The sequence below is a fragment of the Nocardia sp. NPDC004123 genome, from assembly GCF_053603795.1.
In genome coordinates, this window is sequence record NZ_JBSGGG010000009.1 from 42,472 (window position 1) to 61,421 (window position 18,950).

General features: G+C 67.9%; 14 protein-coding genes. 7 read left to right on the forward strand and 7 right to left on the reverse strand.

Annotated features, from left to right (window positions below; all coding sequences use genetic code 11):
• Positions 1 to 23: 23 nt before the first annotated feature.
• Both dnaE and ACWEQQ_RS14605 read right to left on the reverse strand, forming a co-directional pair.
• A complete protein-coding gene (gene dnaE, locus ACWEQQ_RS14600; protein WP_452341091.1) occupies positions 24 to 3,578 on the reverse strand; it encodes a DNA polymerase III subunit alpha in 3,555 nt (1,184 codons plus the stop codon).
• A gap of 115 nt (positions 3,579 to 3,693) precedes the next feature.
• A complete protein-coding gene (locus tag ACWEQQ_RS14605; protein WP_452348570.1) occupies positions 3,694 to 4,953 on the reverse strand; it encodes a serine hydrolase domain-containing protein in 1,260 nt (419 codons plus the stop codon).
• Between the two features lie 179 nt (positions 4,954 to 5,132).
• On the opposite strand from ACWEQQ_RS14605, the gene ACWEQQ_RS14610 reads away from it, so the two are divergent.
• Complete coding sequence (locus ACWEQQ_RS14610; protein ID WP_452348571.1) at positions 5,133 to 6,524, forward strand: alpha/beta hydrolase family protein; 1,392 nt, start codon at positions 5,133 to 5,135, stop codon at positions 6,522 to 6,524.
• A gap of 62 nt (positions 6,525 to 6,586) precedes the next feature.
• Positions 6,587 to 7,201 carry a class I SAM-dependent methyltransferase gene (locus ACWEQQ_RS14615; RefSeq protein ID WP_452348572.1) on the forward strand — a complete coding sequence of 205 codons (615 nt, stop codon included), beginning with the start codon at positions 6,587 to 6,589 and terminating at the stop codon, positions 7,199 to 7,201.
• Positions 7,202 to 7,229: 28 nt separating this feature from the next.
• On the opposite strand, the gene ACWEQQ_RS14620 is transcribed toward ACWEQQ_RS14615, so the two are convergent.
• The 3 genes from ACWEQQ_RS14620 to ACWEQQ_RS14630 form a co-directional block, all read right to left on the reverse strand.
• A complete protein-coding gene (locus tag ACWEQQ_RS14620; RefSeq protein WP_364616541.1) occupies positions 7,230 to 7,628 on the reverse strand; it encodes a VOC family protein in 399 nt (132 codons plus the stop codon).
• 161 nt (positions 7,629 to 7,789) lie between these two features.
• Complete coding sequence (locus ACWEQQ_RS14625) at positions 7,790 to 8,473, reverse strand: response regulator (protein ID WP_452348573.1); 684 nt, start codon at positions 8,471 to 8,473, stop codon at positions 7,790 to 7,792.
• A complete protein-coding gene (locus ACWEQQ_RS14630; RefSeq protein WP_452348574.1) occupies positions 8,455 to 10,437 on the reverse strand; it encodes an ATP-binding protein in 1,983 nt (660 codons plus the stop codon). Before ACWEQQ_RS14630 ends, ACWEQQ_RS14625 begins: the two co-directional genes overlap by 19 nt.
• A gap of 161 nt (positions 10,438 to 10,598) precedes the next feature.
• Here ACWEQQ_RS14630 and ACWEQQ_RS14635 point away from each other — a divergent pair, with 161 nt between their 5' ends.
• The 3 genes from ACWEQQ_RS14635 to ACWEQQ_RS14645 are packed head-to-tail and all read left to right on the forward strand — an operon-like array spanning position 10,599 to position 13,392.
• Positions 10,599 to 11,459 carry an ABC transporter ATP-binding protein gene (locus ACWEQQ_RS14635; RefSeq protein WP_452348575.1) on the forward strand — a complete coding sequence of 287 codons (861 nt, stop codon included), beginning with the start codon at positions 10,599 to 10,601 and terminating at the stop codon, positions 11,457 to 11,459.
• Entirely contained in the window at positions 11,449 to 12,336 is an 888-nt protein-coding gene (locus ACWEQQ_RS14640) for an ABC transporter permease (RefSeq protein ID WP_452348576.1), read from the forward strand. Before ACWEQQ_RS14635 ends, ACWEQQ_RS14640 begins: the two co-directional genes overlap by 11 nt.
• Positions 12,337 to 12,339: 3 nt before the next feature.
• A complete protein-coding gene (locus ACWEQQ_RS14645; RefSeq protein ID WP_452348577.1) occupies positions 12,340 to 13,392 on the forward strand; it encodes an ABC transporter substrate-binding protein in 1,053 nt (350 codons plus the stop codon).
• 48 nt (positions 13,393 to 13,440) lie between these two features.
• Here ACWEQQ_RS14645 and rarD read toward each other — a convergent pair whose 3' ends face one another.
• Positions 13,441 to 14,307 (reverse strand): EamA family transporter RarD, encoded by an 867-nt coding sequence (gene rarD / locus ACWEQQ_RS14650; protein WP_452348707.1) that lies wholly within the window; start codon positions 14,305 to 14,307, stop codon positions 13,441 to 13,443.
• Between the two features lie 217 nt (positions 14,308 to 14,524).
• On the opposite strand from rarD, the gene ACWEQQ_RS14655 reads away from it, so the two are divergent.
• A complete protein-coding gene (locus ACWEQQ_RS14655; RefSeq protein WP_452348578.1) occupies positions 14,525 to 16,960 on the forward strand; it encodes an HAD-IC family P-type ATPase in 2,436 nt (811 codons plus the stop codon).
• A 184-nt stretch (positions 16,961 to 17,144) separates the two neighbouring features.
• Positions 17,145 to 17,972, forward strand: a complete 828-nt coding sequence (locus tag ACWEQQ_RS14660) for a PhzF family phenazine biosynthesis protein (protein WP_379401677.1) — start codon at positions 17,145 to 17,147, stop codon at positions 17,970 to 17,972.
• Positions 17,973 to 17,977: 5 nt separating this feature from the next.
• Here ACWEQQ_RS14660 and ACWEQQ_RS14665 read toward each other — a convergent pair whose 3' ends face one another.
• Entirely contained in the window at positions 17,978 to 18,889 is a 912-nt protein-coding gene (locus tag ACWEQQ_RS14665) for an ADP-ribosylglycohydrolase family protein (protein WP_452341080.1), read from the reverse strand.
• Positions 18,890 to 18,950: the final 61 nt, after the last annotated feature.

The following is an 18,950-nucleotide window of genomic DNA, read 5'->3' on the forward strand; positions in this document are numbered from 1 at the left end:
ACGGTGCGACGGGGGTACCGGGATCAGGCCGCGCCCAGGCAGCCCGGGCCGAGCAGGGCCTTCAGGTCGCCCATGAGGGCCGAGGAAGGTGAGACCCGCAGGTTGTCGGCCACCTTCAGCATGGTGGTGCGATCCCGGGAGCCGACGTGCTTGATGTGCACGTTCGCGGTGCCCGGATGCCGGGACAGCACCCGCTTGAGCTCACCGATCTTGTCGGGGGTGCACAGGCGGGTGGGGATGACCACCGACAGCGGCTTGTCCACGCCGATGGACGAAAGGTCCGGCACCACAAGGTCGTTGGCGATCAGGGAGACGCGATCGTCGCGGGCGCTGACACGGGCCTTGACCAGGACGATGGCGTCCTCGGTGACGTCCATGCCGTAGACGGAGTAGGACTGCGGGAAGAACAGCACCTCGATGCCACCGGTGAGGTCCTCGAGCTGGGCCGAGGCCCAGGGCAGGCCGTTCTTGTTCACGCGGCGGGTGACATTGGCGAAGATGCCGCCGATGGTGACCTGCGCGCCGTCCTTGATATCGCCCTCGAGAATGGCGGGGATCTGGGTGTCGGACTGGGCCGCGAGGACGTGCTCGACGCCGTTGAGCGGGTGCCCGGACACGTAGAGGCCCAGCATCTCCCGCTCCAGGGCGAGCTTGTGCTTGGTCTCCCACTCCTCGTCGGGGACCTTCACATTGAAGACGCTGGCAATGGACTCGTCGGCGTCGTCGAGGCCGCCGAAGAGGTCGAACTGGCCGATGGCCTCGGCCTTCTTGGTCGACATGACCGCGTCGATGGCATCGGAGTGCACCAGCAGCAGGCCCTTGCGCGGATGCCCGAGCGAGTCGAAAGCGCCTGCCTTGATGAGGGATTCGGTGACCTTCTTGGTACAGGCGATGGCGTCGATCTTGTTCAGGTAGTCGGAGAAGTCGGTGAACTTCGACTTCTCCTTGCGCGCGGCGATGATCGAGGCCACCACGTTCGCGCCGACATTGCGCACCGCGCCCATGCCGAAGCGAATGTCGTTGCCCACGGAGGCGAATTCGAGCTCGGACTCGTTGACGTCGGGCGGCAGCACCTGGATGCCCAGGCGGCGGCAGTCGGCCAGATAGACGGCGGCCTTGTCCTTGTCGTCACCGACGGAGGTGAGCAGACCGGCCATGTACTCGGCGGGATAGTTGGCCTTCAGGTACGCGGTCCAGAACGACACCAGGCCGTAGCCGGCGGCGTGCGACTTGTTGAACGCGTAACCGGCGAACGGGAGAATCGTGTCCCACAGCGCCTTGATGGCCGGCTTGGTGAAACCGTTCTCCAGCATGCCCTTTTCGAAACCCTCGAATTCGGCCTCGAGGACTTCGGCCTTCTTCTTACCCATGGCGCGGCGCAGAATGTCGGCTCGGCCGAGGGAGTACCCGGCCACCTTCTGCGCGATCTGCATGATCTGCTCCTGATACACGATCAGGCCGTAGGTATCGCGCAGGATCTCCTTCAGGGGCTCTTCGAGCTCCGGATGGATGGGCTTGACTTCTTGCCGCCCGTTCTTGCGGTCGGCGTAGTCGTTGTGCGCGTTCATGCCCATGGGGCCGGGGCGGTACAGCGCGAGCACGGCGACGATGTCCTCGAAGCCGGTGGGGATCATGCGGCGCAGCAGATCTCGCATGGCGCCACCGTCGAGCTGGAACACGCCGAGGGTGTCGCCGCGCGCGAGCAGTTCGTAGGTGGCCGGGTCTTCCAGGGGCAGGGTGTCGAGGTCGAGTTCGATGCCGCGGTTGGCCTTGATATTGACCAGCGCGTCACCGATGACGGTGAGGTTGCGCAGACCCAGGAAGTCCATCTTCAGCAGGCCGATGGCCTCACACGACGGGTAGTCCCAGCCGGTGATGATGGCGCCGTCCTGCGCGCGCTTCCACACCGGGATCGCGTCGGTCAGCGGTTCACTGGACATGATCACGGCGCAGGCGTGCACGCCGGCGTTGCGGATCAGGCCCTCGAGACCACGTGCGGTCTCGTAGATCTTGTTGACGTCCGGGTTGGTGTTGATGAGCTCGCGGACCTCGGCGGCCTCTTTGTACCGCTCGTGCTCGGGATCCATGATGCCCGAGAGCGGAATGTCCTTGGCCATGATCGGCGGCGGCAGCGCCTTGGAGATCTGGTCGGCGATGGCGAAGCCCGGCTGGCCGAACTGCACGCGGGCCGAGTCCTTCAGCGCCGCTTTGGTTTTAATCGTACCGAAGGTGATCACCTGGGCGACCCGGTCGCTGCCCCACTTGTCGGTGGCGTAGCGGACCATTTCACCGCGGCGGCGATCGTCGAAGTCGATATCGATATCGGGCATCGAGACGCGCTCGGGGTTGAGGAAGCGCTCGAACAGCAGACCGTGCGGAATCGGGTCGATGTTCGTGATGCCCATGGCGTAGGCGACCAGCGAGCCGGCCGCCGAACCACGGCCCGGGCCGACATTGATGCCGACCGAGCGGGCGTAGGTGATGAGGTCACCGACGACGAGGAAGTAAGCGGGGAAGCCCATTTCGTTGATGACGCCGAGCTCGTACTTGGCGCGCGAGATGTACTCCTCCGGCGGCCCGCTCGGGAAGCGCCGGTCCAGGCCGACCATGACCTCGTGCTCGAGCCAGGTGGCCTGGGTGTGGCCCTCGGGCACCGGGAAGATCGGCATCCGGTCGCGGTGGGCCCAGACGTCGTCGTAGGACTGGACGCGCTCGCCGATCAGCACCGTGTTGTCGCACGCGCCGGGGACTTCCGCGTCCCAGATGGCGCGCATCTCCGCGGCGGACTTCAGGTAGTAGCCGGAACCATCGAACTTGAAGCGGGTCGGGTCCGAGAGCGTCTTGCCGGTCTGAATACACAGCAGCGCTTCGTGATTGGACGCGTCGTGCTCGTGCACGTAATGGCAGTCGTTGGTGGCCAGCGGCGGAATGCCCAGCTTCTTACCGACCTCGAGCAGGCCCTCGCGCACCCGGCGTTCGATGGACAACCCGTGGTCCATGATCTCCAGGAAGAAGTTCTCCGGCCCGAAGATCTCCTGCCACTTGGCGGCGGCTTCGAGGGCCTCGCGTTCGTGGCCCAGGCGCAACCGGGTCTGCACCTCGCCCGAGGGGCAGCCGGTGGTGGCGATGATGCCCTCGGCGTGCTCGGCGATGATGTCGGCGTCCATGCGCGCCCACTTGCCGAGCTGACCTTCGATGGAGGCCAGACTCGACAGCTTGAACAGGTTGCGCAGACCCGTCGCGTTCTCGGCGACCATGGTCATGTGGGTGTAGGAACCCGAACCCGAGACGTCATCGCTCTTCTGCGACGGGTCGCCCCACAGCACACGCTTGGTGTTGAACCGGGACTCCGGCGCGATGTACGCCTCGATGCCGATGATCGGCTTGATGCCCTGCTTCTTGGCGGAGTTGTAGAACTCCGACGCGCCGTACATATTGCCGTGGTCGGACATGCCGACGGCGGTCATCCCGAGCCGTGTCGCCTCTTTGAACAAGGGCGTGATCTTCGCCGCGCCGTCGAGCATCGAGTACTCGGTGTGGTTGTGGAGATGGACGAATGATCCCGACGAGGCTGACACCCGGACATCCTATGCGGCCCCACCGACGAGTTCCGAAGGCACGCGGTGGCGCTCACTCGAATCGGCGTGGCGGACTCCGCGTGTCGTGTGCGACGTCACGCGGCGCGGCCCGCGGCTATGCGACCGAAGCGGCAGCGGGCAGGGCGGGGGTTGTGGTGCGGTGCGCCGCATTGGCGCCCCGCACCACCAGCGGCAGCACCCATGCCGACGCGATTTGGTCCAGGCTCATCGACCCGATGCCGAGCCGATTGTGGACGAAGCCGACCGACAGTCCCAGGCGGGGTTCGGCCCAGCCGAACGATCCGCCCAGACCGATGTGCCCGAAGCCCGCGTGGGCTCCCGGAACGGGCAGCGAGTGATAGCCCATGTGCCACATCATCGGGATGTAGAACAGCGCACGGTCGAGCCGGTAGCTCTGCACCTGCCGCATGGCCCTGATGGTTTCGGGCGAGAGGAAGCGGCGACCCTGGTGCATGCCCTTGTTGGCGAGCGGGTCGTACACGGTGGCCAGGCCGGTCGCCGTGCAGACGCCGTTGCCCGCACCCAGTTCGGTGCGCAGGATGGGCGGATCGTCGCCTTCCAGCAGCTGGTCCAGGCCGGGCAGGAACAGCGCGCGGGCGACCGCGCCGAGTGGACCGGGCAGCGAGTAGGCCCGGCCCAGCACCAGCGAGGCATAGTTGGTGCCGACCGCCGACAGCTTGTTGCCGTGCAGCAGGGCGGCGCTGGTGCGCGACCCGGCCGGCGGGTTGCCCAGGTGGATGCCCTCGGTGCCCAGCGGTTCGGCGACCTCGGTACGGAACAGCTCGGCCATGCCGCGGCCGGTGACCGCGCGGGCCAGGCCCGCCAGCAGCCAGCCGAAGGTGAGGGCGTGATAGGTCGGGATGCCCAGCAGATGATCGGGTTTGGCGGCGGCCAGATGGTCTTCCATCATGCGGTGGTCGAGCACGTCGTCCAGGCCGCGGGCGATCTCGGGCAGCCCGTACAGCCCGGCCCGGTGGGACAGCACCTGCCGTACCGTGATCCGCCCCTTGCCGTTGGCGGCGAATTCCGGCCAGTAGTGGGCGACCGGGGCGTCGTAGTCGATGAGGCCGCGATCGGCGAGCCGGTGGATGACCGTGGCCGCAATGCCTTTGGTGGCGGAGAAGACGATGGCGCCGGTGTCGGCATCCCAGGGCCGGCGCGGCCCGGCCTCCCCGATCCAGATCTCGACCAGCGGTTCCCCGCGCAGGTGCACCGTGAGCGCGCCCCCGGCGCCCGGGCGACCGCCGACCATCCGCGCGAAAGTGCGCACCAACGGACCGAATTCAGCGGCCGCGTAGCCGCCAACCGTGGCCGGCAGGTCCATGAGACCCTGCGGGGAAGCGTCATTGCTCACGAATTCCACGGTACGAGCGCCGGGTGACACCGGCAATGAAGAAACGGAGAGAGTTACTCCCGTTGGCCCAGTGGTTATTCCGGGTGCCCGGGTAGTGACACCGGCGTTATCGGAGCGAGCCTTTCCGAGATCAGGGCGAGTTCCCGGGAGTGCCGGCGAGGGCTGCGTAGGCTGTCGCCATGCGAAGGGCGTGGTCGTTGGTTCCTGCGGTACTGCTCGTGATCGTCCTGGCGCTGACCGGGTGTTCGTCGTCCAAGCAGGAGGCCGCGCCCGCCGGCCTGACCGGGGACTGGCACGGGAGCATCGAGATTCCCGGCCATCCGCTGGCCGTCGGGGTCAGCTTCACCGGCGGGGACCAGGCCACCATCGACATTCCCGCCCAGGGTGTCGTTGCCGCGCCGCTGAGCGGGGTGAAGAACGATGCCGACGGCGTGGCCTGGACCATCACCAAGATTCCGGGTAATCCGTCGTACCAGGGCAAGTACGACAAGGGCTCCGACAGCATCCAGGGGCAGTTCAGCCAATCCGGCCAGACGTTTCCGCTGAACCTGACGCGCGGCAAGGTCGAGGGCCCGCCGCGCCCGCAGGAGCCGAAGCCGCCGTTCCCGTACAAGTCCGAGGATGTCAGCTTCCCCAGCGGGGACATCACCATCGCCGGGACGCTGACCGAGCCGAGCACCGGCGGGCCGTTCCCGACGGTCGTGCTGATCAATGGCAGCGGCGCCAACGATCGCAATGAGGAGCTGCTGGGTCACAAGCCGTTCCTGCTGCTGGCCGACACCCTGACCCGCGCGGGTTACGCGGTCCTGCGCACCGACAAGCGCGGCGTCGGCAAGACCGGCGGGCACCTGGACACCTCGAGCTATCAGGATCTGACCGACGACATCGGCGCCGGAATGGCCTTCCTGCACGGGCGGCCGGAGATCGACGCCAAGCGGATCGGCCTGCTCGGGCACAGCGAGGGCGGGTATCTCGCGCCGCTGTACACCATGCGGCCGGACAGCGGAGTGGCGTTCGTGATCATGATGGCGGGGCCGGCGGTGCCGGGCTCGGATGTGCTGGTGGAACAGAATCGGCTGATCCTCACCGCGCAGGGGGCCACCGCGGAGCAGATCGATCAGCAGGTGGCGTTCAACTCCACCCTGTCGACCCTGCTGCGCTCCGGGGATCTGGAGGCCGCCAAAACCTATGTGCGACAGCACAATGACAGCCTGCCCGCCGACAAGAAGCTGTCCGACGCGCAGATCGGCGAACTGGTGACGCCGTACATGGCGGCGCTGGTCGGCTACGACCCGGCCCCGGCGCTGTCGGCGCTGCGGGTGCCGGTGCTGGCCTTCTACGGCAGCAAGGATCTCCAGGTGCCCGCGGCCCAGAACGCGGGCCCGGCGCGCACGCTGCTGGCCGCCGATCCGGATGCGACCGTACACGTCTTCGACGGGCTCGATCACCTGATGCAGCCCGCCGACAAGGGCACACCCGACGAGTACGCCAAGATCGAGACGACCATCGATCCGCAGGTGCTGACCTTCGTCACGGATTGGCTGACGCAGCGATTCCCCACTGCGCACTGACCGACTCGCGCACATTGCCGGAAGTAGTGGCGTGCATGCGATCCGGTTGCCAGAGTGGTGTCGTGGGAATCTACGAAGACCGGGTACTGCCCAGGCTGGTCGACATGTGCTGTGGCTCGAAGCAGATGAACTCCGAGCGGCAGCGGGTCTGCGCCGGGCTGCACGGGCGCGTGGTCGAGATCGGGTTCGGGTCCGGGCGCAATGTGCCGTTCTATCCCGATTCGGTGCAGTCGGTGAGCGCGGTCGAACCCGCCGACCTCGGATGGCGAATGGCCGCCGGGCGGCTGGCCGCGGCGACGGTTCCGGTGGAACGGGCCGGCCTGGACGGGCAGGCCCTGCCGTTCGAGGACGACAGCTTCGATTCCGCGCTGTCGACGTGGACGCTGTGCACCATCCCGGATGTCGAGGCCGCGCTCGCCGAGGTGCGCCGGGTGCTGGCCCCCGGCGGCACTTTTCATTTCGTCGAGCACGGTCTCGCACCGGATGCCGGTGTCCAGAAGTGGCAGCACCGGTTCAACCCGGTGCAGAAGGCATTGGCCGGTGGCTGCCACCTCGACCGCGATATTCGCGGGTTGATCGAGGCCGCGGGATTCGAGATCCGCGATATCGATCGGTATTACCAGCAGGGGCCGAAGCCCTGGGTTGCCTTCTCGTTGGGCACCGCGGTAGCCGTGTGAGGAGTTACCGCGGTGACCCGCGTGAGAACTATTGCGGCCAGCCGCCGTACGGGACGGTGATCAACTCCATGTAGTGACCGACGGGATCGAGGAAATAGATCCCCCGGCCGCCGTCATTGTGGTTGATCTCGTTGACGCCCTGCTGACGCGGATCGGCCCAGTAGGTCATGCCATACCGCTTGATCTTGTCGTAGGCGGCGTCGAATTCTTCTTCGGAGACCAGGAAGGCGTAATGCTGCGGTTGCGGCTCGCCCTCGAAACCCGGCGGCAGATTGGCGAAGTCGAAGGTGACGCCATTACCGACGGTAATCGGAATGAACGGACCGTACGGCTTGCCCACCTCCACCCCGAGGATGTCCGCCCAGAATTCGGCGGAGACCCGATTGTCCGTGCACGCGACAATGGTGTGGTTGAACTGGATAGTGATAGGAATTCTCCTGTGTTCGTGACGATCCCGACCCTGGACCGGTACAAGTCGGCCGACAGGAGCATCGCCACGCCCACGACGGTAACCACCCGCCGCCGATTCCGCCAAGCGCCCTGTGCGAACCGTCACAGCCCGCAGCGGCCCTGGAAAATGGGGGCGGCTCAGGGCCGGCGGGGGGCGGAGTACTCCTGCTCCGGGCGGCCGGTGCTGCCGTAGCGGAGTTGCATGCGCAGGTCGCCGACGCCGACCAGGCTCGCGAGGTAGCGCTGGGCGGTGGCACGGGAGATGCCGATGGCGGCCGAGACCTGGGCTGCCGACATCGGAGCGTCCGCATTGCGGACCGCTTGCAGGACAAGGTCTTTCGTAGGTGAGGCGACGGCCGGCGCGCCGACCGCGACACCGGCCGGGACGGCGACCGGGCGCAGCGCCGCCAGGGCGGCGTCCACGTCGCCCGCGGTGACCTCCGGGGCGGCGAGCAGCCGCCGATATCGCGCGTACCCCGCCAGCCGGGCCGCGAGCACGGCGTGGTCGAACGGCTTCACCAGGTAGCCGAGCGCCCCGGCCGACAGCGCGGCGCGCACGGTCTCCGATTCCGTTGCAGCGGTGAGCATCATGGCGTCGGACGGCATCTCGCGGACCAGGTCGATGCCGGAACCGTCGGGCAGGTAGACGTCCACCAGGGCCAGATCGACGGGAGTCTCGGCCATGGCGGTGCGTGCGGCGGCGAGCGTGTTCACGGTAGCCGCCACCGTGAATCCCGGTAGCGCCGAGACGATTCCGGCATGCAGATTGGCCACCCGGAAGTCGTCGTCGACCACCAGCACGGTCAGTTCTCCTCGGCCCACGCCGGCTCCTCGTCCGTCAGCACGCCCGGCATCCGGGCAATGAACTCCGCTCCGCCCAACGGACTCCCACCGGCGTCCGAACGGCCCCCGGTTACACCCACGCCGCCCGGGTCGGCCAATCGCACCTCCCCGCCCTGAGCCCGTGCCACCTGTCGCGACAGCGCCAAGCCCAGCCCCCGCCCACCCGGGCCACCGCCCGATTTCGTCGAAACCCCCTCGGCAAAGAGCGAATCCATCAATCCGGGCGCGATGCCCGCACCATTGTCGGCGACCGCGATATGCAGTGTCCCGCCCTCCTGCACCAACTCCACCTCGACCACCGGCCCCTCCCCCTCGCCGACCACGCTGTCTCGAAACTCCACAGCATCATCCGGATTCACGTCACCATCGACCCGAGCGCCGGCGGCGTTGATCGAGCCGGAATTCGCCGCACGACGAAGGCCGCCGCCCACGCTGCCACCACCGGAATCCAGGTAAGCAGCCGAGGCCACGGCCCCAGCAGAATCCGCCGACATGCCGCCGGCAGGGCGATCGGTACGCCATCCGTCCGGATTCCGCTCGGACACAGCCGAACCCGTACCACCGGCTGCGGCGTCGATGGCGTTGTCGACAAGATTTCCGAGGACGGTGGTGACATCGACGGGGGCGGCGAGGTTCGCGTCGACCCAGGTGTTGGGGCCGAGGCGGAGGTGGACGCCCTGTTCGCGGGCGTGAGCGGCCTTGGCGGAGAGGAAGGCCTGCAGGTAGGGGTCGCGGATGGTGTCGATGCCGGGGAGGGCCGCGCCGAGGGGGCCGGAGCCGAGGAGTTCTTCGATGTAGTGGGTGGCCTCGTCGGGGCGGCCGGTGTGGAGCAGGCCGCTGAGCAGGTGGAGGCGGTTGGCGAATTCGTGGCGTTGGGCGCGCAGGACGGTACTCATGGTGGAGACGGCATCCAGTTGGCGGGTCAGGGATTCCACGTCGGTGCGGTCGCGGACGGAGAGGACCGCGCCGAGGGGGCGGGAGTCGCGGGTGACGGCGCGGGCGGTGACGACCACGATGCGGTCGCCGACCGCGGCCTGGACGGGTTGGCCGTCGGCGGCGCGGAAGGCTTGCAGGACACGGGGTGTCAGGCCGATGGCGCCGATATCGCTGCCCGGTTCGGGGTCGATGCCGAGCAGGCGGCGGGCCTCGTCGTTGACGACGGTGATCCGCCAGCCGGCGTCGGCGGCGACCACGCCCTCGCCGATGCCGTGCAGGACCGCGTCCTGCTCACGCACCAGCTCCGCCAGATCAGAAGGTTCCAGCCCCAGAGTCAGACCGTGCCAGCGACGGGCCAGCAACACCGACCCCGCAATGCCCGCCAGCAGCGCGCCGCCGATCAGCAGCCCGGCTCGGCGCAAGTCCCGGAGCAGCTGATCGTGGACTGCGGCCGTGGAGATCCCGACGCTGACCTCCCCCACCACCCGGCCGCCTGCCGGGCTCGATGGTGGTGCGGTATCCGGCTGCAGGACGGGAACTTTCGCGCGCACGGATTCACCGAGCGTTCCGTGTTCGCGGATCACGACCTCCCCGCCGGCCAGCGCGCGCGAGGGGTCGGTGCTGACCATTTCGCCGAGCCGGTCGTGGTCGGGGTGGGCCAGGCGGATGCCCGCGTCATCGGTGATCACCACGAAGAGCGCGCCGGTGCGCAGGCGGGCGTTGTCGGAGATCTGCTCGAGCTCGCCACCCGCGAGCTCCGATCTCAGGGCGGGACCGGCCTGCAGCGGGCTGTCGGCGTACCGCGCTACGGCGGCACGGACCTGCGGGTCGGAGGCAACGGTGCGGGCGATGGCCAGGGCGCGCTGGCCGTACTCGCCGGAGAGGCGGTCGCCGCTGACGTAGGCGAAGACGCCGAAGGCCAGCCCGACGGTCAGGCCCACCACGGCGATCTGCAACAGCAGGATCTGGGTCCGGAGCCGGACGGAACGGGGGCCGAGCGAGAGCACGGGCGACAGTGTAGACAACCCCTCGCAACCGTCTGAGCAGAATGCACAAAACGACCGAATCGCCGCTTGTGTGACTTGCGCGCACAACCGGGTGGAGTGTGACCCGGCCCACGTAGCTTCTGTCCAATGCCGCAGCGGCGGCATCGGAAACAGGAGCACTGATGAGCACAACGACCACTGAGCCCGGGCCGGGACCCGCGCCTTTGATCGAATTGCGGGGCGCGACCAAGCGGTTCCCCGGCAACAACGGCGGCATCCACACCGCGGTGCGCGACCTGAACTTCACCGTCGCGGCCGGCGAATTCGTCGCCGTCGTCGGCCCCACCGGCTGCGGCAAGTCCACCACGCTGTCGCTGGTGTCCGGCCTGGAACCGGCCTCGGCGGGCCGGACCCTGGTGCGCGGCAAGGATGTTCGCGGCATCCCGGACGGCGTCGGCTACATGTTCCAGCAGGACGCCGTGCTGCCGTGGAAGTCGGTCATCGACAATGTGGCGCTGGGCCCGAAGCTCCGGGGCGTGTCCAAGGCCGAAGCCCGTGAGCGCGCCGCCCGCTGGGTGCGCACGGTCGGACTGGCCGGGTTCGAGAACTACTACCCGCATCAGCTCTCCGGCGGCATGCGCAAGCGGGTGGCGCTGGCGCAGACGCTGGTCAACGATCCCGAGATCATCCTCATGGACGAGCCCTTCAGCGCGCTCGACGTGCAGACCCGCCAGCTCATGCAGGACGAACTACTGCGCGTATGGTCCGGCACCGACTCGGATGGCCGGGAAAAGGGCCGGGCGGCGGTCATCTTCGTGACCCACGATCTGGAAGAGGCCATCGCCCTGGCGGATCGGGTCGTCGTCATGACCGCGAGCCCCGCCACCGTGTGCGGCGACTTCAAGGTCACTCTGGACCGGCCGCGCAATGTCGAGGAGGTGCGCCTCACCGAGGAATTCCGCGACCTCTACAAGGAAATCTGGGAAACGCTGCGCGATCAGGTCGAGGCGGCCCGCACGAAGGGAGCGGCCCGTGTCGCTTGATGTCATGCCGCAGACGGCTGTCACCCCAACGGAATTCGAGGTGGAGACCGAGGAGCAGATCCTGGCGCGGGTGCGGTCGCAGGCGCGCCGGAACAAGATCCGGACGTGGGGGCTGCGCGCGCTCATCGTGGCCCTGTGGCTGGGCGCGTGGGAGCTCACCGCCACCTATTGGATCGACCCGTTCTTCTACTCCAAGCCCTCGCTGATCTGGGACCGGCTGGTCGAATGGTTCACCGAGGGCACGCAATTCGGCTCCATCTGGCTGCAGCTGTACACGACGGTGCAGGAGGCGGTGCTGGGCTTCGCCATCGGCACCATCGCGGGCATCGTGCTGGGTGTGCTGCTGGGCCGCTCCCGCTACTGGGCGGACGTGCTGGCCCCGTTCATCAAAGCGCTCAACGCGGTGCCGCGCATCGTGCTGGCATCGCTGTTCATCATCTGGTTCGGCCTGGGCCTGCAGTCCAAGGTGGCGACGGTCGTGGTGCTGGTGTTCTTCGCGGTGTTCTTCAACGCCTTCACCGGTGCGCGTGAGGTGGACGGCAATGTCATCAACAATGCCCGCATCCTGGGCGCGAGCCGCCGTCAGGTGCTGAGCTCCATCGTGCTGCCCAGCGCGACCACCTGGATCCTGTCCTCGCTGCACACCGCCTTCGGTTTCGCGCTGATCGGCGCGGTGGTCGGTGAGTACGCCGGCGCCAGCAAGGGTCTGGGCCTGCTGATCAGCAATGCGCAGGGCACCTTCGACGCGGCGGGCATCTACGCGGGCATGATCATCATCACCGTCGTCGCGCTGGTCGCGGAGTGGCTGATCGGGCTGGCGGAGAACCGGCTGCTGAAATGGCGTCCCTCGCAGGCCGCCTCGGGCTACGGGATCTGAGCCATGAAGTACCGCAAGCACATTGCCGTGGTCCTGGTGGCGATCAGTGCGCTGCTGCTGGTGACCGGCTGCCGCGATTCGCGCCGCATTCCGACCGAGAACGGGCGGCCGCAGATCACCATCATGGTGGGCGGGCTGGAGAAGGTCATCTACCTGCCGGCCATGCTCACCGAGAAGCTGGGCTTCTTCGAGGCCAATGACATCGACGTGCACCTGCTGGGCGAGCAGTCCGGCGCGACCGCCGAGACCGCGCTGCTCACCGGCGACGTCCAGGCCGTGGTCGGTTTCTACGACCACACCATCGATCTGCAGGCCAAGGACCAGTGCCTGAAGACGGTCGTGCAGTTCGCCGACGTACCCGGCGAGGTCGAGCTGGTATCGAAGCAGGACGCCGAGGCCATCAAGTCCCCGGCGGACTTCAAGGGCCGCAATCTGGGCGTGACGTCGCTGGGCTCGTCCACCGACTTCCTCACCCAGGCGCTGGCCGGGCAGGCCGGTCTGCGGACCTCCGACTACACCCGGGTGAAAGTCGGTGCGGGACAGACCTTCATCGCGGGAATGAACCACAACGGCATCGACGCGGGCATGACCACCGACCCGACCGTCGCCAAGATGGTCACCTCCGGTGACGCCAGGGTGCTGATCGACATGCGCAACGAGCAGGGCACCCGCGCGGCGCTCGGCGGCCTCTACCCCGCCGCCTCGCTCTACATGCGCTGCGAGACCGTGGCCGGCCACCCGGACATCGTGCAGAAGCTGGCGAACTCGTTCGTCCAGACCCTGCAGTGGATCAAGACCCACTCCCCCGAGGAGATCGCCGCCAAGATGCCCGGCCAGTACGCGGGCGGCGATCCGAAACTCTACGTCAAGTCCATCGCCGATTCGATCAGTATGTTCAACGGCGACGGCCTGATGAAACCCGAAGGCGCGCAGAACGTCCTGCGCATTCTCGGCCAGTACTCGCGCAATGTCGCACCGGTGCAGGAGCGTATCGACCTCGACGCGACCTACACCAACGAGTTCGTGGCGAAGGCCCAGGGCGCTCGCAAACCCTGACCGGCCCACGTGGAACCGCACATCGAATGAGGGGTGTGCGGTTTCGCGCTATTCCGGGACGGCGACCACGGGGCGGCGGGAGCGGCGCAGGGCGTCGACGGTGAAGATGGCCAGCGCCAGCCAGATCAGCGCGAACCCCGCCCAGCGGGACGCGGGCATGGGCTCGTGCCCCACCGCCACACCCCAGGCCAGCTGCAGTCCGGGCGTGAGGTACTGCAGAATTCCCATGGTGGACAACGGCACTCGCGGGGCCGCCAGCGCGAACAACACCAGTGGCACGAGGGTGACCGGGCCGGTCAGCATGAGCAATCCCGTATGCGGAAGTGAGGAACCGAAGGTCGCGTTGCCGGTCGCCGCGATCACGATCACCGCGATCAGCGCGAACGGCGCGGCCGCCAATCCCTCTGCCGCCAAGCCGGGTAGCGCGTCGAGCCGAATCACCTTCTTGACCAGCCCATAGGTGGCGAAGGAACAGGCCAGGATCAACGCGATCCACGGCGGCCGGCCGTAATCGATGGTCAGCACGATCACCGCCGTGGCCCCCAGCCCCAGCGCGACCCACTGCGGAGCCCGCAGCCGCTCCCGGAAGATGATGACCCCGAATGCCACCGTCACCAGCGGATTGATGAAGTACCCCAGCGCACACTCCACCACGTGATGCGAGATCACGCCGTAGACGTACACGCCCCAGTTCATCGAGATCGCCGCCGACGCCACGGCCGCCAACCGCCAGGTCCGCGCGTCGATCCGCCGCAGCTCCCCCAGCCGCCCGGCGAGCGTCATCACCAGCAGTGAGACCACCAGCGTCCAGAGAATCCGCTCGACCAGGACCTCCCCCGCGCTCGCGAAGGACAGCAGTCCGAAGAAGGCCGGGAACAGTCCCCAGATGAAATACGCCCCGACGCCGAAGGTGATACCCGCGTCCCGGGTGCCCTCGTGTCCCGTCGGCTGATTCCGCCGCGTCGTATCGACCGCTGCGTCCGAGTTCCCAGGTCCTTCCGCCACCCAAATACGTTAGCCCGTGCAACGAACGTCACGACAGCGAATACATAGGATGATCCTCACACGCCTGTCCCGCGCGTGACGGGCAGCTACGGGCCAGTTTCTTTGGTCGCCCTTTACTGTGGAGGGCATGTCGATTACTGCGCAGGCAGCTAGTCCACCCAGCCCACCCACGCTGGGGCTCACCTCCGCCGAGGTGGAGCAGCGGCGGCGGGACGGGCTGACCAACGACGTGCCGGAGCGGGCCAGCCGGTCCGGCAAGGACATCGTCAAGGCGAACGTGTTCACCCGGATCAATGCGATCCTCGGTGTGCTGTTCATCCTGGTGCTGGCCACCGGTTCACTCATCGACGGCATGTTCGGCCTGCTGATCATCGCCAACAGCGCGGTCGGCATCATCCAGGAGCTCCGGGCCAAGAACACCCTCGACAAGCTGGCCATCGTCGGGCAGGCCAAGCCCGTGGTGCGCCGCGAGGGCATCGCCGGCGCCGTCGTGCCGCAGGAGATCGTGCTCGACGACATCATCGAGCTCGGGCCCGGCGACCAGATCGTCGTCGACGGCGAGGTGATCGAGACCGAACTGCTCGAGGTCGACGAGTCACTGCTCACCGGTGAGGCCGACCCCATCGACAAAACCCTTGGCGCGCAGATCATGTCGGGCAGCTTCGTGGTATCGGGCAGCGGCGCCTACCGGGCCACCAAGGTCGGCAAGGACGCCTACGCCGCCAAGCTCGCCGACGAGGCCAGCAAGTTCACGCTGGTCAAGTCGGAGCTGCGCAGCGGCATCGACACCATCCTGAAAGTCATTACCTACCTGCTGATTCCGGCGGGCCTGCTGTCCATCTACAACCAGCTGTTCTCCTCCAAGGAATCCTGGCGGCCCGCCGTCAACGGCATGGTGGCCGCGCTGGTGCCCATGGTGCCCGAGGGCCTGGTGCTGATGACCTCCATCGCCTTCGCGGTCGGCGTGGTCCGGCTCGGTGCGCGCAAGTGCCTGGTGCAGGAGCTGCCCGCCATCGAGGGGCTGGCCCGGGTGGATGTGGTGTGCGCGGACAAGACCGGCACCCTCACCGAGAACGGCATGCGGCTCGCGGAAGTCCGTCCGGTGAACGACATTCCGGAGGCGACACTGCGCGAGGTACTCGCCGCGCTGGCCGCCGACGACCCGCGGCCCAATGCCAGCGTGCTGGCCATCAAGGAGGCACTGCCGGGCGCGCCCGGCTGGGACTCCACCGGGGTCGCGCCGTTCTCCTCCGCCAAGAAGTGGAGCGGCATGTCCTACGGCGAGCACGGCAACTGGCTGATGGGTGCGCCGGACGTGCTGCTGGACCCGGCTTCCGAGATCGCCGACACCGCACAGGACATCGGGGCCAAGGGGCTGCGCGTCCTGCTGCTGGCCCGCAGCGACCGGCCGGTGGACGCGCCCGACGCGCCCGGCCGGGTCACCCCGGCGGCGCTGGTGGTGCTCGAGCAGAAGGTGCGCCCCGACGCCAAGGGGACGCTGGAATACTTCGCCTCCCAGCATGTTTCGACCAAGGTCATCTCCGGCGACAATGCGGTGTCGGTCGGCGCGGTGGCGTCCTCGCTGGGGTTGCCCGGAGGCAACGACCCGGTCGATGCCCGCAAACTGCCGACCGATCAGAACGAGCTGGCGGACGTGCTGGAGCACAAGACCGTGTTCGGCCGCGTCCGACCGGATCAGAAGCGCGCCATGGTCGGTGCGCTGCAGTCGCGCGGCCACACCGTCGCCATGACCGGCGACGGCGTCAACGACGTCCTCGCCCTGAAGGACGCCGATATCGGCGTCGCCATGGGCTCGGGCAGCCCGGCCACCCGCGCGGTGGCGCAGATCGTGCTGCTGGACAACAAGTTCGCGACCCTGCCCTATGTCGTGGGCGAGGGCCGCCGGGTGATCGGCAATATCGAGCGGGTCTCCAACCTGTTTCTCACCAAGACCGTCTACTCGGTGGTGCTGGCGTTCCTGGTCGGCATCGCGGGCATCGGGTCGCAGATCTTCAGCTACAAGGCCATCGGCTACCCGTTCCTGCCCCGCCACGTGACGATCGCCGCCTGGTTCACCATTGGCATCCCCGCCTTCATCCTCTCGCTGGCCCCCAACAACGAGCGCGCCCGCGCCGGATTCGTCGGCCGCGTCATGCGATTGGCGATCCCGTCGGGTGTCGTGATCGGCGTGATGACCTTCATCTCGTACCTGATCGCCTACAAGGGGCCCGACGTCAGCGAGACCGCGAAGATCCAGGCCGGCACCACCGCCCTGATCACGCTGCTGATCATCGCGGTGTGGGTGCTGGCCATCGTCGCCCGCCCGTGGAACTGGTGGAAGATCCTGCTGGTGGCGGGTTCCATCGCCGGATACCTGATCCTGTTCGCGGTGCCCTTCACCCGCCACTTCTTCAAACTGGACCCGTCCAACATCGCGCTGACGACATTGGCCATCGTGTGCGGCGGAATCGGCATCGTCCTGGTCGAGGTTGCCTGGTGGCTCAGCGCCAAGTACCTCGGCGAATCGCCCCACACGCCGGCACCGGCGGACGAAGACGCCTGATCCAGAAGCCGTTTCGAGCCGGGGCCGTGCCGCGACCCCGGCTCGAAACATGTTCAGTGCGAGAGCATGTGGAGCGTCTCAGTGGCCTGGACCTGCGGTGACGGTCGAATTGGTCGCATGGTTTGGCTCGCCGGGGGTGGTGCCGTCCTGGGCAGTAATTGAATTCGCAGGTATTTTGAGCGCCATGGAGGTCTTGCTGCATCAGCTCGACGCATTCGCCGACGCGCCGTTCTCGGGCAATCCCGCCGCGGTCATGCCGCTGCTGTCCTGGCTGCCGGACGAACTGCTGCAGCGGCTGGCCGAGGAGAACAATCTCGCCGAGACGGCCTTCTACACCTCGGCGCTGCCGGCGGAAGCGGGTGCGCCGCCGGACAACTCGCCCGCCTTCCATCTGCGGTGGTTCACGCCGACGGTGGAGGTGGACCTGTGCGGGCACGCCACCATGGCCGCGGCCGCGCAGATCCTGGACGACATGCATCCGGGGGCGGATCGGGTCCACTTCTATACGCGCAGCGGGTGGTTGCGGGTGGATCGGGACCGGGACGACCTGGTGCTCGACCTGCCGTCGGTGTCATCGGTGGAAATCGATGTGCACGACGGACTTCCGCATCAGCTGGCGCAGGCGCTGGGGGTGCGGCCGCTGCGCGCGTTCGAGGGGACCGATGTGGTGCTGGTCGTCACCGCCGAACACGAAGTGCGCGAATCCCGTCCGAACTTCTCGGCCTTTCCCGAATTGAACCGCGCCGCCATTCTCACCGCGACCGGCGACGAGGTCGACTTCGTGTCCCGGGTCTTCGCACCCGGCCAGGGCATTCCCGAGGACCCGGTCACCGGGTCGGCGCACGCCCAGCTCACCCCGCTGTGGAGTCGCGAACTCGGGCGCACCAGCCTCACCGCCCGCCAGCTGTCCCGGCGCGGCGGGGCCCTGCGCTGCGCCCTCACCGGCGACCGGGTGCGGCTCACCGGCCGCTGCCGCCGCTACCTCGACGGCGTAGTCCGCCTGCCGGACTGAGCAATTCAGCGCTCGGTGACCTGCCGGGTGAGGGCGTTCAGATCCGTGGTGCCGTAGCCCGGGTAGCCGTGCAGCAGCTCCAGCCATTCGGCGGGGACGGCCGAGGCGCCCCAGCGAGCGCCGAGCAGGCCGCCCGCGATGGCCGCCGTGGTGTCGGTGTCGCCGCCCGCGCGCACCGCGAGTTCCAGTGCGGCGGGCAGGGTTTCGGCGTGGGTGATGGCCCACCAGGCCGTCTGCAGGGCGTGCACCACCCAGCCGTTCTTGGGGAAGTCGACGGGGCTGCCGGTTTCGGCCTTGTCCAGCAACGGTTCCCAGAAGCCGGTGTCCACCTGGGACAGCGCCTCACGCAGGCCGTCATAGGTGCCGAACAGGATGGCGTGGCGGATGGCCAGGGTCCAGAGCTTGCACGCCTGCATGGCCTGCATGTCGTAGTGGGTCAGTGAACTGATGAGTTTGGCTGCCTTGCCGCACTTCTCGGCATCGTCGAGATAGGCGAGCGCGACCGGGGCGGTGCGCATGAGCGAACCATTGCCCGCCGTCAGGCCGGTCAGACCGTGGGCGCGCATCTGCATGGCACGCCCGGTCTGGTCACGCCACTGCAGCACCTCACGGGTCTGGTTGCCGATGTCCTTGGGTCCGGAATCCCACCACGCCACGAATTCGGCCGCGACCGCGTCCAGCCCCTCCGGGCTGCAGAGGTCCCCCGCCCGCGCGGCCGCCCGCGCCACCGCGACCGCCATGGCCGTGTCGTCGGTCCACTCACCCGGCTCCCACCCGAACGCGCCACCGCCCAGCATTCGGATCTCGGCGTCCGGACCGGGCACGGTGAACTCGTAGTTCGCCCCCAGCGCGTCTCCGGCCGCGGTCCCCAGCAGTACCCCGGCGGCCCGGTCGGCCTGCTCCGGCGTCAATTCCATATGCGCTCGCCTCTTCCGCTCCGATGCGTCCACATCGATCTATCACGACGTTACCCACCGT

Excerpts from the sequence above, each read along its gene's own strand:
- ACWEQQ_RS14610 (WP_452348571.1), top strand. The coding sequence starts at position 5,133 with ATGCGAAGGGCGTGGTCGTTGGTTCCTGCGGTACTGCTCGTGATCGTC.
- ACWEQQ_RS14645 (WP_452348577.1), top strand. The coding sequence starts at position 12,340 with ATGAAGTACCGCAAGCACATTGCCGTGGTCCTGGTGGCGATCAGTGCG.
- ACWEQQ_RS14660 (WP_379401677.1), top strand. The coding sequence starts at position 17,145 with ATGGAGGTCTTGCTGCATCAGCTCGACGCATTCGCCGACGCGCCGTTC.
- ACWEQQ_RS14655 (WP_452348578.1), top strand. The coding sequence starts at position 14,525 with ATGTCGATTACTGCGCAGGCAGCTAGTCCACCCAGCCCACCCACGCTG.
- ACWEQQ_RS14665 (WP_452341080.1), bottom strand. The coding sequence starts at position 18,889 with ATGGAATTGACGCCGGAGCAGGCCGACCGGGCCGCCGGGGTACTGCTG.
- ACWEQQ_RS14635 (WP_452348575.1), top strand. The coding sequence starts at position 10,599 with ATGAGCACAACGACCACTGAGCCCGGGCCGGGACCCGCGCCTTTGATC.